At 71.2% G+C, this 14,222-nt stretch carries 11 protein-coding genes; 9 read left to right on the forward strand and 2 right to left on the reverse strand.

All coding sequences use genetic code 11. The features are described from left to right. Window positions 1–259 precede the first annotated feature (259 nt). The 3 genes from EWH70_RS26700 to secA all read left to right on the forward strand — a co-directional run bounded on the left by EWH70_RS26700 (window position 260) and on the right by secA (window position 5,431). Window positions 260–919: a ComF family protein gene (locus EWH70_RS26700; RefSeq protein WP_130478281.1), complete on the forward strand. Its 660-nt coding sequence runs from the start codon at window positions 260–262 to the stop codon at window positions 917–919. Between the two features lie 570 nt (window positions 920–1,489). Then, the gene (hpf, locus tag EWH70_RS26705) at window positions 1,490–2,179 is read left to right on the forward strand and encodes a ribosome hibernation-promoting factor, HPF/YfiA family (protein ID WP_130478471.1); all 690 of its coding nucleotides are present in this window, start codon (window positions 1,490–1,492) and stop codon (window positions 2,177–2,179) included. 336 nt (window positions 2,180–2,515) lie between these two features. Beyond that, window positions 2,516–5,431 carry a preprotein translocase subunit SecA gene (gene secA, locus EWH70_RS26710; RefSeq protein ID WP_130478282.1) on the forward strand — a complete coding sequence of 972 codons (2,916 nt, stop codon included), beginning with the start codon at window positions 2,516–2,518 and terminating at the stop codon, window positions 5,429–5,431. A gap of 6 nt (window positions 5,432–5,437) precedes the next feature. On the opposite strand, the gene EWH70_RS26715 is transcribed toward secA, so the two are convergent. Next, window positions 5,438–5,926: an Rv3235 family protein gene (locus EWH70_RS26715; RefSeq protein WP_130478283.1), complete on the reverse strand. Its 489-nt coding sequence runs from the start codon at window positions 5,924–5,926 to the stop codon at window positions 5,438–5,440. A 103-nt stretch (window positions 5,927–6,029) separates the two neighbouring features. After that, window positions 6,030–6,782, reverse strand: coding sequence for a TrmH family RNA methyltransferase (locus EWH70_RS26720; RefSeq protein ID WP_130478284.1), 753 nt, complete (start codon window positions 6,780–6,782; stop codon window positions 6,030–6,032). 60 nt (window positions 6,783–6,842) lie between these two features. Between EWH70_RS26720 and EWH70_RS26725 the strand changes: the two genes are divergently transcribed. The 6 genes from EWH70_RS26725 to EWH70_RS26750 all read left to right on the forward strand — a co-directional run bounded on the left by EWH70_RS26725 (window position 6,843) and on the right by EWH70_RS26750 (window position 14,156). Then, on the forward strand, window positions 6,843–8,243 hold the full coding sequence (locus tag EWH70_RS26725) for a WS/DGAT/MGAT family O-acyltransferase (protein ID WP_130478285.1): 1,401 nt from the start codon (window positions 6,843–6,845) through the stop codon (window positions 8,241–8,243). Next, complete coding sequence (locus tag EWH70_RS26730; protein WP_130478286.1) at window positions 8,240–8,746, forward strand: DUF6912 family protein; 507 nt, start codon at window positions 8,240–8,242, stop codon at window positions 8,744–8,746. The genes EWH70_RS26725 and EWH70_RS26730 overlap by 4 nt, the downstream gene beginning before the upstream one ends. A 59-nt stretch (window positions 8,747–8,805) precedes the next feature. Continuing rightward, window positions 8,806–10,434, forward strand: coding sequence for an L-glutamate gamma-semialdehyde dehydrogenase (gene pruA / locus EWH70_RS26735; protein WP_130478287.1), 1,629 nt, complete (start codon window positions 8,806–8,808; stop codon window positions 10,432–10,434). Between the two features lie 37 nt (window positions 10,435–10,471). Beyond that, entirely contained in the window at window positions 10,472–11,566 is a 1,095-nt protein-coding gene (locus tag EWH70_RS26740; protein ID WP_130478288.1) for a sensor histidine kinase, read from the forward strand. After that, complete coding sequence (locus EWH70_RS26745) at window positions 11,563–12,201, forward strand: response regulator (RefSeq protein WP_130478289.1); 639 nt, start codon at window positions 11,563–11,565, stop codon at window positions 12,199–12,201. Before EWH70_RS26740 ends, EWH70_RS26745 begins: the two co-directional genes overlap by 4 nt. A gap of 74 nt (window positions 12,202–12,275) precedes the next feature. After that, window positions 12,276–14,156: an alpha/beta fold hydrolase gene (locus EWH70_RS26750; RefSeq protein WP_130478290.1), complete on the forward strand. Its 1,881-nt coding sequence runs from the start codon at window positions 12,276–12,278 to the stop codon at window positions 14,154–14,156. The last annotated feature ends 66 nt before the right edge of the window (window positions 14,157–14,222 follow it).

Genomic DNA, 14,222 nt, shown 5'->3' on the forward strand with positions numbered 1-14,222 from the left:
CCACCTTCATCACATGAGACGACAGAAACTCGGCCTTCATCCGGACAGCGGGCTATCCGCCCACGTGTCCGCGGCAAGCATGCCGTGAAGGGGGCACTCACGGCATGAGACGCCGTGAGGGCCCCCTTCACGGCATCGGCGCCACACCGGCGCCGTCCTGGCGGCACGAACGGGCAGGTCACGGGCCTCCGCTCGCCGAGCGGGCCGTTCGCACGCGGCGGGGTGGCGCGCTGTCGGGGTGGTCGGGCACGGTGGGCGCATGCGACTCTTCGAACACCTGAGCGACATCGTTCTCCCCTCCACCTGTCCCGGCTGCGGCCGGTGGAGCAGGCCGTGCTGCGCGGACTGCGTCAGCCTGCTGCGCAGGCTCGAACCGGTGGAGCGCGGGCCGACCGGGCGGCTGCGGCTGTACGCGCTCGGCACCTACGCCGGGCCGGCGCGGCAGCTGGTCCTGGCCTACAAGGAGCGCGGCAGGCGCGACCTGGCCGCCCCGCTGGCGGCAGTCCTCGCCGAGGCGCTGCTCGAGCTGGCGATCGTCCCGGGGCCGGGCCGCTGGTGGCTCGTGCCCGCGCCGTCGCGCGCGGCGGCGTCCAGGTTGCGCGGCGGACCGCACATGGAGCTGCTGGCCCGCCGGTGCGCGGCCGCACTGACGGCGGTTGGCAGGCGGGCAGCGGTCGCACCGGCGCTGCGGCTGGCCCGCGGGGTGCGCGACGCGGCGGGCCTGACCGCGGCGGCGCGGGCCGACAACCTGGCGGGCCGGGTCGGCGTGGTCCGGGCGCGGCTGCCGCCGCGAGGGGAGGCCGTCGTGCTGGTCGACGACGTCGTGACGACCGGGGTCACGGCGGCGGCGTGTGCACGTGCACTGAGGGAGGCGGGGGTGCGAGTGAGAGCGTTCGTGGCGCTGACCGCGGCTACCTGAGCGCCGCCGCCTGTTCAACGGCTTGTCACCCACACGAGTGATACTCGTCGGGAACCTTGGGTCGTATTCGAGACGTTACCCAGGTATGCGGCGCAGCTGTGTGGGTACTACTCCTTCGGGTCGCCGGGGAGATGCGGTGACGGCAGCACGCGGCGTCGTGACGCGTACGGGAGGCGAGACGGCCTTGATGCGCCGTCCGCGTGAAATGTGCTGCCCCGATGTGCTCCATTCGAGGGAGAAACTGTCGGTGGTTCCGTTTTCCCGGATGCGGGCAGTGATGGGGGCTCACCACTTGACATCCCCCGGCTCGGGGGCTGTTGTTCCGAACCAAGGCGGGCTAACGTGCTCCGCTATCAGCAATCCCGGTCAGCAGGGAGGTGAGAAGCCCATGTCCCTGGCACCGGAGGCGCGCTGATTCGTTCTCGGTGACCGCCACGAGACGTCGTGTCCCGGAATCCGAATGCGTTTCTCGTCGGGTCGTTCCCGGTCATCCCGGGAGTCCGGCCGAACCCGTTTTCACCGGTGCCGCAGTTCACCAGCTCGCAGTTCGAACAGCGAGGGAGGTCGTGTATGGACATCGTTGTGAAGGGCCGCAATGTCGAGGTGCCCGAGCATTACCGGGCGCACGTGAGGGACAAGCTGGCCCGGCTTGAGCGCTATGACAGGAAGGTCATCCGGTTCGACGTGGAGCTGTTCCACGAACCCAACCGCAGGCAGATGAAGACCTGTCAGAAGGTTGAGATCACCGGAGTGGGCAAGGGCCCCGCCGTTCGCGCGGAGGCATGTGCCGGTGACTTCTACGCGGCGCTCGATTCCGCCGTCAACAAGCTGGAGAATCGTCTGCGCCGGTCGCACGACCGCAGGCGGGTCCACTACGGGCGGCGCCGCTCCGAATCCGTCGCCGAGGCGACGGCGAGCGGCACGGTCGCGGGCACCCCGGGCTTCGGCTCGGTGGCGACGGCCGTGATGGAAGCACCGGAGGCCACCGAGTTCGAGCCGGTCACCAACGGCTCGGCCGATCCGGAGAGCATCGACGTCCCCGCGCAGCGTTGGGACGACGGCGTGGTCGAACGCCAGCCCGGGCGAATCGCCAGGGAGAAGCAGCATTCGGCCAAGCCCATGACGATCGACCAGGCCCTCTACGAGATGGAACTGGTCGGACACGACTTCTACCTCTACAACGACTCCGACGCCGGCTGCCCGAGCGTCGTGTATCGCAGGAAGGGCTTCGACTACGGAGTGATCCGGCTGACCGAATAGCCGCTTAATCGCTCACGTCCAATTCCCTCGGTGGCCCGCGCTCATGTCGAGCGCGGGCCACCGTATCTTCTGCCCTTGCTTCGCGGCGGGCGCGGTCGGGCCCTTCAGTCGGCGTCTTCCCTCCTCGCCGTCGCTCGCTGCGCGAGCTTTGGGCTCGTCAGTCCAGACGCCGACGGCCCGACCGGTGCGGGTCAGCCGGGGCCGCAACGCGAGCGCAGTGCGCACCACTGGACTGGTTCCCTACGATGGGGGCGAGCGACCCGTTACCACGGGCTCGCTCGAGGCTGCCCGGGGTGAGCCCGGGTTCGATCACGATCAGCTAGTGAGGTCGACCGGATGGTTCTGAACCGCCTGCTTCGCGCGGGTGAGGGCAAGATGCTCAAGCGGCTGCGCAACATCGCCGACCACATCAACACCCTCGAAGACGATGTGAAGGGCCTCACGGACGCCGAGCTGCAGGCCAAGACGGCCGAGTTCCGCAAGCGCTACGGCGACGGGGAGGACCTCGACGACCTGCTTCCCGAGGCGTTCGCGGTGGCCAGGGAGGCCGCCTGGCGGGTGATCGGCCAGCGGCCCTTCGACGTCCAGCTCATGGGCGGGGCCGCGCTGCACCTCGGCTGGGTCGCCGAGATGAAGACCGGTGAGGGCAAGACGCTGAGCTGTGTGCTGCCGGCCTACCTCAACGGCATCTCCGGCGAGGGCGTCCACATCGTCACCACCAACGACTACCTCGCCCGGCGTGACGCCGAGTGGATGGGCCGTATCCACCGCTTCCTCGGCCTCGAGGTCGGCGTGATCCTGTCCGAGATGACGCCGGACGCCCGCCGCGAGTCCTACGGCGCCGACATCACCTACGGCACGAACAACGAGTTCGGCTTCGACTACCTGCGCGACAACATGGCCTGGAGCCTGGACGACTGCGTCCAGCGCGGCCACAACTTCGCCATCGTCGACGAGGTCGACTCGATCCTGATCGACGAGGCCCGTACGCCGCTGATCATCTCCGGTCCGGCCGACCAGTCGTCGCGCTGGTACATGGAGTTCGCGCGCCTGGCCCCGCTGATGTCGGGCATGGACACCACCACGATGACGCCGCGGGAACGCCAGGAGAAGGCGAACCTGATCAACGCGAAGTACCACTACGAGGTGGACGTCCGGAAGCGGACGGTCGCGGTCACCGAGAAGGGCGTGCGGTTCGTCGAGGACCAGCTCGGCATCGACAACCTGTACGAGGCCGCCAACACGCCGCTGGTCGGCTACCTGAACAACGCCATCAAGGTGAAGGAGTTGTTCAAGCGCGACAAGGACTACATCGTCCGCAACGGCGAGGTCCTGATCGTCGACGAGTTCACCGGCCGCATCCTGGCCGGCCGCCGCTACAACGAGGGCCTGCACCAGGCGATCGAGGCCAAGGAAGGCGTCGAGATCAAGGCCGAGAACCAGACGCTGGCCACGATCACGCTGCAGAACTACTTCCGGCTCTACAACAAGCTCGCCGGCACCACCGGTACCGCGGAGACCGAGGCCGCCGAGTTCCACCAGACCTACAAGCTGGGTGTGGTGCCGATCCCGACGAACCGGCCGATGGTCCGCGTGGACCAGGGCGACCTGATCTACAAGACCGAGGAGGCGAAGTTCGAGGCCGTCGCCGAGGACATCGCCGAGCGCCACGAGAAGGGGCAGCCGGTCCTGGTCGGTACGACCAGCGTGGAGAAGTCCGAGTACCTGTCGAAGCTGCTGCTCAAGCTGAACGTGCCGCACCAGGTGCTGAACGCGAAGCAGCACGACAAGGAAGCCCTGGTGGTCGCGCGGGCCGGCCGCAAGGGCGCGGTCACGGTCGCCACCAACATGGCCGGCCGCGGTACCGACATCGTGCTCGGTGGCAACCCGGACATCATCGCCGACGAGGAGCTGCGCGACCGCGGCCTCGACCCGGTGGAGAACCCCGAGGAGTACGAGCGGGAGTGGCCCGCCGTCCTGGAGAAGGTGAAGGCGGAGGCCAAGGAGGAGGCCGAGGCCGTCATCGAGGCAGGCGGTCTGTACGTCCTGGGTACCGAGCGGCACGAGTCGCGCCGGATCGACAACCAGCTGCGTGGTCGTTCCGGTCGTCAGGGTGACCCCGGCGAGTCGCGCTTCTACCTTTCGCTGGGCGACGACCTGATGCGCCGCTTCAACGCCGCACTGGTCGAGCGGGTCATGGTGACCATGCGCCTGCCCGACGACACACCGATCGAGGCCAAGATGGTCTCCAAGGCGATCAAGAGCGCGCAGACCCAGGTCGAGCAGATCAACATGGAGCAGCGCAAGAACGTCCTCAAGTACGACGAGGTGATGAACGAGCAGCGCAAGGTCGTCTACGCCGAGCGCCGCCGCATCCTGGAGGGCGAGGACCTCAGCGACCAGGTCGAGAACATGCTCACCGACGTCGTCACGGCCTACGTCGACGCCGAGACGTCCGCGGGCTACGCCGAGGACTGGGACCACGAGAAGCTGTGGAACGCGCTGAAGACGCTGTACCCGGTGAGCATCAGCTGGGACGAGCTCGCCGAGGACGAGGAGGACCTGGAGGCCGAGCGGCTGCGTGACGTGCTGCTCGAGGACGCCAGGGCCGCCTACGCCCGGCGGGAGGCCGAGATCGACGGCCTGGTCGGCGAGGGCGCGATGCGGCAGCTCGAGCGGCAGGTCATGATGCAGGTCCTCGACCGCAAGTGGCGTGAGCACCTCTACGAGATGGACTATCTCAAGGAGGGCATCGGGATGCGGGCGCTGGCGCAGCGCGATCCGCTGATCGAGTACCAGCGCGAGGGCTACGACATGTTCACGGCCATGCTGGAGTCACTGAAGGAGGAGGCTGTCGGCTTCCTGTTCAACCTGCAGATCGAGGCTGCCGAACCGCCCGCACCCGCTCCGGAGCAGGCCACCGAGCTGCCGGTCGGCAACGGCGTCACCCCGCCGGCGAGCGGTAACGGCGGCCGCCGCCGGGCCGCCCAGCCCGCGCAGACCGCCGAGCCGCAGTCGACGGTCTCCAACGAGCCGCCGGCGCCCGCCGCACCGGCTGCCCTGCGGGGCAAGGGCCTCGACGGCGGTGGCCCGCAACAGGGGCTGACCTACTCCGGTCCGGCCGAGGACGGTGGCGTCCAGTCCCGTGGCAAGAGCCCCCAGGGTTCCGGCGGCGGTGGCGCGGCCGGTTCCCGGCGGGAGCGCCGGGCGGCTGCCCGCGAGCAGGCGAAGAAGGCCAAGCGGGGCCGCTGAGCCCTCTCACGACGCCGTGCCGGTCCGGGACTGTTCCTGGGCCGGCACGTTGTCGATGACCTCGAAACGCACGCACGTCCAGCCGTCGGTCGCCGCGTGCAGGCGGGCGGTGAGCGCCAGCGTCAGGTGGCCCGTGCGGACGGTCCCGGACGCCTCGACGACGCCGTCCCCGACGTACTGCGCGTGCAGCGTCGACAGCCGGTAGCCCAGGTGCCTGCCGTCCGGGAGCGTGGCGAGCCTGCGGTGCAGCCGGGTGTCGGTGATCACGCGGGCCTGGCCGGGCGGCCTCCTGCCGCTGTGGACCTCCAGCACCGTGGTGACCAGCCCGCGCAGGTGCCGCAGGGTGGCCGCGCCGACCGGCGCGGGCCAGCGCGGTCCGGCCGGCTCGGTGTCCAGCCGCAGGTCGAGGGCCAGCTGGCGGCCCCTATGGGGCGCCGGGTGACGCGAACCGTCGGGCTCGGTCACGGGCAGCGGTTCGAAGTGGATCTCGGACATGTCGGGTTCCCCCGGGTGTGCGTGGAGCGGTCCGGCCGACCGCTCGCCCACCCGGTACTGCGCCTGACACGCCGGATCGGGACGAGGTTTACCCGTTCGGGTGTCACTCTCCGGGGGAAAATCGCCGGACCAGGTCGAAGCAGAGCACGGCGGCGGCCGCGGCGACGTTGAGCGACTCGACGTCGCCGGGCATGGGGATGGACAGCCAGCCGGTCGCCAGCTCGGCCACCTCCTCGCTGACGCCCGCGGTCTCCCCACCGAGCACGAACGCCGCCCGCCGCGGCAGCTCGGCCTCGAACAGCGACTGGCCGGACGCGCCGAGTGCGAACATCGCGTAGCCGGACTCGGTCAGCCGCTCGGCGGCCTCGGCCGCCGTCGCGCACCGCAGCACGGGCGCCCGGAACGCCACTCCCGCCGACGCCTTCACCACCAGCGGGTCGAGCGCGGCGACACCCCGCCTCGGTACGACGATGCCGCCCAGCCCGGCCGCGGTGGCCGTCCGCAGGATCATGCCGACGTTGGCGGGGGTGGTGATGCCGTCGAGCACCAGCACCCGCTCCGGCGGCCTGCGCCCGGCCAGTACGTCGGCGAGCGGCCGCATCCGCGGGGCGACGACGTCGGCCAGCACGCCCTGGTCCTGCTTGCCGTTGCCGGCCAGCACTTTGACCCGGTGTGCGCTGGCCCGCTGTACGGCCACGCCGCTCGCCCTGGCGGCCCGCAGGATCTCCGTGGCGGCCGGCCCGCGGGCGGTGTCGGCGAGGATGACCTTGTCGACCTCGAGGTCGGGGTCGGCCAGCGCCTCCAGCACCGGCTTGCGTCCGTAGACGGTCAGGAACCGGTCCTTCGGGGAAACCATTCCCGCATTACACACATGCCCCGCCTGACATGTTCATCCGGCTCTGTCAGGATCACGGACATGCCCGACCGCCTGTCCGCCCTGGACGCCTCCTTCCTCTACATGGAGGATCCGGCGACGCCGATGCACGTCGGTGGCGTCGCCGTGTTCGAGCGGCCGAGGGAGGGCTTCGACTACGAGGAGTTCCTCGCGCTGGTCGCGCAGCGGCTCGCCTACCTGCCGCGCTACCGCCAGCGGGTGCTGCGGGTGCCGGGAAACCTGGCACGGCCGGTGTGGGTGGACGACGTCGACTTCGACCTCAACTACCACGTCCGCCGCTCCGCGCTGCCCGCTCCCGGGCACGACGAGCAGCTGTTCGACCTGGTCGCGCGGCTGCTGTCGCGGCCACTCGACGCCGAGCGGCCGCTGTGGGAGGCCTACTTCGTGGAGGGCCTGCGCGACGACCGGGTGGCGTTGATCACGAAGACGCACCAGGCCGTCGTCGACGGGGTCGGCACGATCGAGCTGGGGCAGCTCATCCTGGACACCGCCCCGCAGGACCCGGAGCAGGTCGAGGACACCTGGACGGCCCGACGGCAGCCGGGCAGGACCCAGCTGGTCCTGGACGCGGTCAGTGAGGCGGTCCAGCGGCCCGGCGAGGTCGTGGAGAACGTGCGGTCGGTGGCGCGGGACGCGTCGGCGACGATGGGCAAGTTCGCCGACGCTCTCGGCGGGGTGGCGTCGGCGCTGCGGGTGGTGGCCAGGCCGTCCGGCCCGCTGAACGTGCCGGTGTCGGGTGGCCGGGTCTTCTCGGTGGTCCGGACCCGCCTGGAGGACTTCCGCAAGGTGCGGGCCGAGCACGGCGGCACGGTGAACGACGTGGTGCTGGCGGCCATCACCGGTGCGCTGCGGGAGTGGCTGCTGTCCAGGGGCGCGGGCCCGGGGCCGGAGTCGACCGTCCGCGCGCTGGTCCCGCTGGCCGTGCGGGACGCGGAGTCGGCCGAGTTCTCCTCGGCGTCGCTGGTCGGCAACGAAGTTGCCGCCTACCTGGTGGATCTGCCGGTCGGTGAGCCCAACCCGGTGCTGCGGCTACAGCACATCAGCCACGAGATGGCCGCTCATCTCGACTCCGGCCGCTCGGTGGCCGCCCGTGCGCTGCTGCGGGTCGGCGGGTTCGCGCCGGCGACGCTGCACTCGCTGGGCGCCCGGGCCGCGGGGTCGTTCTCCGGGCGGTTCTTCAACCTGGTGGTCACCAACTCGCCAGGGCCCCAGGTACCGCTCTACGCTGGTCGGGCGAGGATGGCCGAGATGTTCCCGGTGATGCCCCTGGTCCGCAACCAGGCGCTGGCGATCGGCGTCACCTCCTATCACGGGGGCGTCTACTTCGGACTGAACGGCGACCGCAAGGCCGCCTACGACGTCGACGTGCTCGGCCGGATGATCGAGGATTCGCTGGAAGAGCTCAAGGGAGCGCAGTGGTGAGGGTCTACCTGCCCGCGACGATCGGCATGCTGCGCAGGCTGGTCGCGGAGGGAAAGTTCAGCCCGGTCAGCGGCACCGGATTCGCGCTCACCCCGATGCTGCGGGAGGCGTACACCAGTGGCTCGACCGAGGAACTGGAGTACGCCGCGCTGCTGGACGCCGCGCGGGCGTCGCTGCGGCTGATCGCGGCGGACAGCGAGACGGCCGACGCCGCCGACCCGCCGCGGCGGGTGGTGATCTCCGCCGACGTCGACGCCGCGGCTCCGCGACCGGACCTGGACGCCGCCGTGGTGCGGCTGGACGGGCCGGTCGCGCTCGACCAGATCGCCGCCGTGCACGTCGACTCTCCCGAGGCCGAGGCGGCCGTCACGGCGGCCGCCGCCGTGATCGACGCCGCGGATCTCGGTGACCCTGACGCGGAGTTCACGCTCGGTGACGCGGAGGACCACGAACTGGCGTGGTACGCGCCGCAGGAGCTGCCGTTCCTGCTCGAACTACTCTAGAGGCGTCCGCCCACAAGGCGGTCCATCGGCAATACAACCCCCAGGAGGCGGAGCAAGACATGGACGCGGTGACATCCGTCCCGGCACCGGTCAACGAGCCGGTCCACACCTACGCACCGGGCAGCGCGGAACGGGAGTCGCTGCAGCGGCGCGTGGCCGAGCTGGAGTCGGAGAAGCACGAACTGCCGCAGACCATCGGCGGCCGTCGCAGGCTGGCCGGCGGTGACGCGTTCGACGTGGTGCAGCCGCACGACCACGCACACGTGCTGGGTGTGTCGGCCAACGCCACCCGGGAGGACGTCGCCGACGCCGTCACCGCGGCGAAGGACGCCGCACGGGAGTGGCGCGAGATGCCGTTCGACGAGCGGGCCGCCGTGTTCCTGCGGGCAGCCGACCTCATCGCGGGCCCGTACCGGGACACGCTGAACGCGGCCACGATCCTCGGCCAGTCGAAGTCGGTGCAGCAGGCCGAGATCGACGCGGCCTGTGAGCTGATCGACTTCCTGCGGTTCAACGTCCACTTCGCCCGCCGGATCCTCGCCGAGCAGCCGCTGTCGGTGCCCGGCGTGTGGAACCGGATGGAGTACCGCCCGCTGGACGGTTTCGTGGTGGCGATCACGCCGTTCAACTTCACCGCGATCGCCGGTAACCTGCCCAGCTCGCCCGCGCTGATGGGTAACACGGTGGTGTGGAAGCCGACGCCGACCCAGCAGCTGGCCGCGCACTACACGATGCAGGCGTTCGAGGAGGCAGGACTGCCTCCAGGCGTGATCAACATGGTGACCGGCAACGGGCTCGCGGTGAGCGAGGTCGCGCTGTCCGACCCCGGGTTCGCCGGGCTGCACTTCACCGGTTCCACCGCGACGTTCAAGCTGCTCTGGCGCACGATCGCGGAGAACCTGGACGTCTACGGCAGCTACCCGCGCATCGTCGGCGAGACCGGCGGCAAGGACTTCGTCGTCGCCCACTCCAGTGCCCGTGCCGACAAGCTGGTGCCCGCGCTGGTGCGTGGTGCGTTCGAGTACCAGGGCCAGAAGTGCTCGGCCGCCTCGCGTGCCTACATCCCGCGTTCGCTGTGGGAGGGCGGTGTCCGCGAGGAACTGGCGGACGCGGTCCGTTCGGTCAAGTACGGCGACGTGACCGACCTTTCGGTGTTCGGCGGTGCGGTCATCGACGCGCGGGCGTTCGCCAAGCACAAGGAGCTGCTGTCCAGTGTGGACGGTGACTCGTCGCTGGAGCTGTTGGTGGGCGGCAACTGTGACGACCAGATCGGCTACTTCGTCGAGCCGACCGTCCTGCTGTCCGACGACCCGGCGCACGCCGTGTTCGCCACCGAGTACTTCGGCCCGATCCTGGCCGTGCACGTCTACGAGGACGCGGAGTACGAGCGGATCCTGGAGGTCGTCGACTCGACCGCGTCCTACGGCCTGACCGGTGCGGTGTTCGCCGACGACCGTGCGGCCGTGCAGCAGGCGCACCGGGCGCTGCGGTTCGCCGCGGGCAACTTCTACGTCAACGACCGGCCGACCGGTTCGATCGTCGGCCAGCAGCCGTTCGGTGGTTCCCGCGCGTCGGGCACCAACGACAAGGCGGGTTCGATGTTCAACCTGCTGCGCTGGACGAGCCCGCGGTCGATCAAGGAGACGTTCGACGCGCCCACCGCGATCGGTTACCCGCACATGGGCTGACCCCGCGGGCGGGGCCGGCCTGTGCCACGGTGGAGCGGTGTTGCGGATCGCCCTGGTCGTGGTCGGGCTGGCCCTGCTGGTGGGGTTCGACACCCGGCAGTTGAGTGTGTTCGGCCTGCCCTGGCCGGGTGCGCTCGCGGTGGCCGCGGTCGTCGGCGTACCGGTGGTGCTGATCGAGCGTGCGCCGCTGCGGGCCTGGCAGGTGATGGCGTCGGCGTTGCTGTGCTCGACGTTCGTGTTCGGCGGGCTGATCGGGCCCGGTTACAACGACGTCGGCTGGCCGTGGCCGGTGCTGGGCATGGTGGCGTTCGGGACGGTGCTGTTCGCGGTCGCCGCGCGGTACGAGCGGGCGTTGACGGTGACGGTCGGCGCGCTCACGGTGCTCGCGGTGCCGGTCCCGGCCTGGTGGCTGGCCGGGCTGTCGCTGTCCAGTCTCGGTGTGTTGGCGTTCCTGGTGGTGGCGGTGCTGGCGTGGGGCGACAGTGTCCGGGTGCGCAGGGCTGCGCAACTCGCGCTGGCCGAGGAGACGGAGCGGCACGCGGTACTGCGCGAACGGGCCCGGATCGCCAGGGAGATGCACGACGTTGTGGCGCACCACGTGTCGGTGATCGCCATCCAGGCGGAGGCAGGGCGGCTGGCCGGCGGGGAGCCGCGGTTCGCGGCCATCCGTTCCACGGCCGCTGAGGCGCTCACCGAGATGCGCAGGGTGCTTGGGCTTCTCAACGACGCTGAGGCCGGACCGCCGCCCGGTCTCGAAAGCCTGCCCGCGCTGGTGGAACGGACCGGACGGGCCGGTGTGGACGTCCGGCTGTCGGCGACGGACGAGCCGGTCGAGGCGCCGGTGTCGGTCGCGGCGTACCGGATGGTCCAGGAGGCGTTGAGCAACGCGGTGCGGCACGCGCCGGGGTCCACTGTGGACGTCGAGGTGCGGCGCACGGGCGGGTCGCTGACCGTCCGGGTCACCGACACGGGTGGCGATGGTCCGGCGATCGGTGGTGGTGCCGGTCTGGGGCTGGCCGGGATGCGGGAGCGGGTGCGCCTGCTCGGCGGGACGCTGCGGGCGGGCCGGTTGCGTCATGGTGGCTTCGAGGTGCGTGCGGAGCTGCCGCTCGGCCAGGATGGGCGTTCGTGATCACCGTCTTGCTCGCCGACGACCAGCCGCTCGCCAGGGAGGGGCTGGCCGTTCTGCTGAGGTCGGCTCCGGACATCGAGGTGGTCGGCCAGGCCGCCGACGGTGCGGCGGCCGTGCGGTTGGCGGCGGAGCTGCGGCCGGATGTGGTGGTGATGGACGTGCGGATGCCGGGGATGGACGGGCTGGCGGCGACCGCCCGGATCGCCGCTGAGGCCGAGCACCCCGCGGTGCTGGTGCTGACGACGTTCGACCTGGACGAGTACGTGTTCGAGGCGCTGGAGGCGGGGGCGAGCGGCTTTCTGCTGAAGGACGCGTCGGCGGACGCGCTGGTGGCGGCCGTTCGCGTGGTGGCGTCGGGTGATGCCCTGCTGGCTCCCGCGGTGACCCGGAGGCTGATCGCGGAGTTCCGGCGGCGCAGGCCGCCCGTGCGGAGGGTGCCGTCGGCCGACCTGACCGAGCGGGAGCTGGACGTCGTCCGGCAGGTGGCCGCGGGCAAGGCCAACCGGGAGATCGCGGCGGAGCTGGTGCTGGCCGAGCAGACGGTGAAAACCTATGTGAGCCGGATCCTGACGAAGCTCGGGTTGAGTGAGCGCACGCAGATCGTGGTCTACGCGTACGAGCACGACCTCGTCTGAGGTACCACGGTTGACACCCACCTGAGTACTGCCGTAGGCAGACGACCGCGCACCGGGTCTCTAACGTCGTCCCCATGCGAAAAGTCCTGTCCGTGACCGCGGTGGTTGCCGCGATCGCGGCGGTGGCGGCCACCGTGGTGGCCGGGGTGTCGTCACCGCCGGGGTCGCACGAGTGCGCCGAGGCGACGCAGCGTTGTGAAGGACGGGTCGACGTGCCGCTGGATCACGCCGATCCGGGCAGGGGAACGATCTCGGTGGCGTTCGCCTGGTTCCCGCGCCGCGACCGGTCGAAGCCGGCCGAGGGCACGGTGCTGGCGGTGTCGGGCGGGCCGGCCCCGGCGTTGCCGATGGCCGAGGTGTACCAACGGGCATTGGGTCCGGTGCTGGACCGGCAGGACCTGCTGATGATCGATCCGCGAGGGCTGGGGCAGTCGAGTCCGCTGCTCTGTCCCGGTCTCGACCTGGCCGTGCAGGGCACGATCGCCGAATGCGGGCGGACGCTGGGGCAGCGGGTGGGCTACTTCGGCACCGACCAGGCGGTGGCCGATTTCGACGCGGTTCGCGCGGCACTGGGTGTCGAGCGGGTCAGTGTGTACGGGACGTCCTACGGGACGGTCTGGGGGCACGCCTACGCGGTGCGGTTCCCCAGCAGGGTGAGGTCGGTGCTGCTGGACAGCGTGGTGCGGTTCGGTGACGACGGCTACGTGCGGTGGCCGCTGGGCAGGCCGGTGTGGCCGGGTATGGAGAACCTGGACGCCGTCTGCCGGCCCTCCCGTGACTGCCGTGCGCTGCCGGGGACGCCGCCGCGGGTCTGGGGTGAGCTGGTGGAGCGGCTGCGGTCCGTGCCGGACCGGGCGGTGCCCTTGGCTGCCCTGCTGCGGGTGCCGCAGGCGACGGTCGAGCCTGCCGTGGGCGCCGAGGTGAACGCGGCCGCGGTCGCCTACCTGGCGGGCGACCCGCTGCCCCTGCGGCGGCTGGTGCGCACCTTCGTCCAGGTCGGCGGCCGCGAACACGGTGGCGGCGGTGGGGGAGGGGGAGGGGGCCCTGATCCGTCGGCGGCCGGCTACCTGGCCTACCTGTGTGCCGACGCCGCCTACCCGTACGACCGGGCGGCCGCGCCGGAGCGGAAACGGCGTCAGCTGGCGGAGGCCTACGCCACGCAGCGGCCGTTCCGGCCCTTCACCGCCGACGAGGTGCAGGCGGCGACGGGCGGGGACCAGCATCAGTGGTGCGTGGATTGGCCGACGTCTCGGCCGAGCCCGCCGCTTCCGGCGGGTGCCGTGTATCCGGCGGTGCCGATGCTGGCCGTCGGCGGGGAACTGGACGTCGCCACCACCGGTGCCGACGCGGAGGCGATGGCCCGGCGTTTCCCGCGTGGGCGGGCCGTGGTGGTTCCGTTCGGCGGCCACAATCCGGCTCTGGGGCCCGCCGCGGGCATGACGGGGCCGTACTGGGCGTGTGCGCAGGAGGTGGTGCGTGGTTTCCTCACCGACCCGCAGCGTCCGGTGGAGAGGTGCAGCGCGGCCAACTACCGGGCGTCCGGCGGCTTCGCCCGCAGAGCGACGCAGGTGCGAGGCGACGTCGCCGGGGTCCGGGGTGCGGACCGCCGGCTGGTGGCGGCGACGGTGGCGACCGCGGCCGACGCGGCGGCCCGCCGTAATCCGAACGGGGCCATGACCGGCAGGCTCACCGGCGAGCCGGGACTGCGCGGCGGCAGGCTCACCCTGCCCGCACCCGGCCGGGCCGACCTGGACCAGGTCCGGTACGTGGAGGACGTCGCCGTGTCGGGTTCGGTGACGATCGACCCCGGCGGGACGGCCCGCGCCGATCTGACCGCGGTAGGTCCCGACGGCCACTCTCGGGCCCTGACGCTCACCTGGGAGGCGTTCCGGCACGGCGGCCCCGCGGAGGCCACCGGCACCCTGGACGCCCGCCCCTTCCGCGTTCGCCTCTGACGGCTTCGAAAATCCCGAAAACGAGAGCAAGGGAGCTTTACTACCCAAAGACGGTAGTAAAGCTCC

This window comes from Amycolatopsis suaedae (genome assembly GCF_004214935.1).
Lineage (GTDB): Bacteria > Actinomycetota > Actinomycetes > Mycobacteriales > Pseudonocardiaceae > Amycolatopsis > Amycolatopsis suaedae.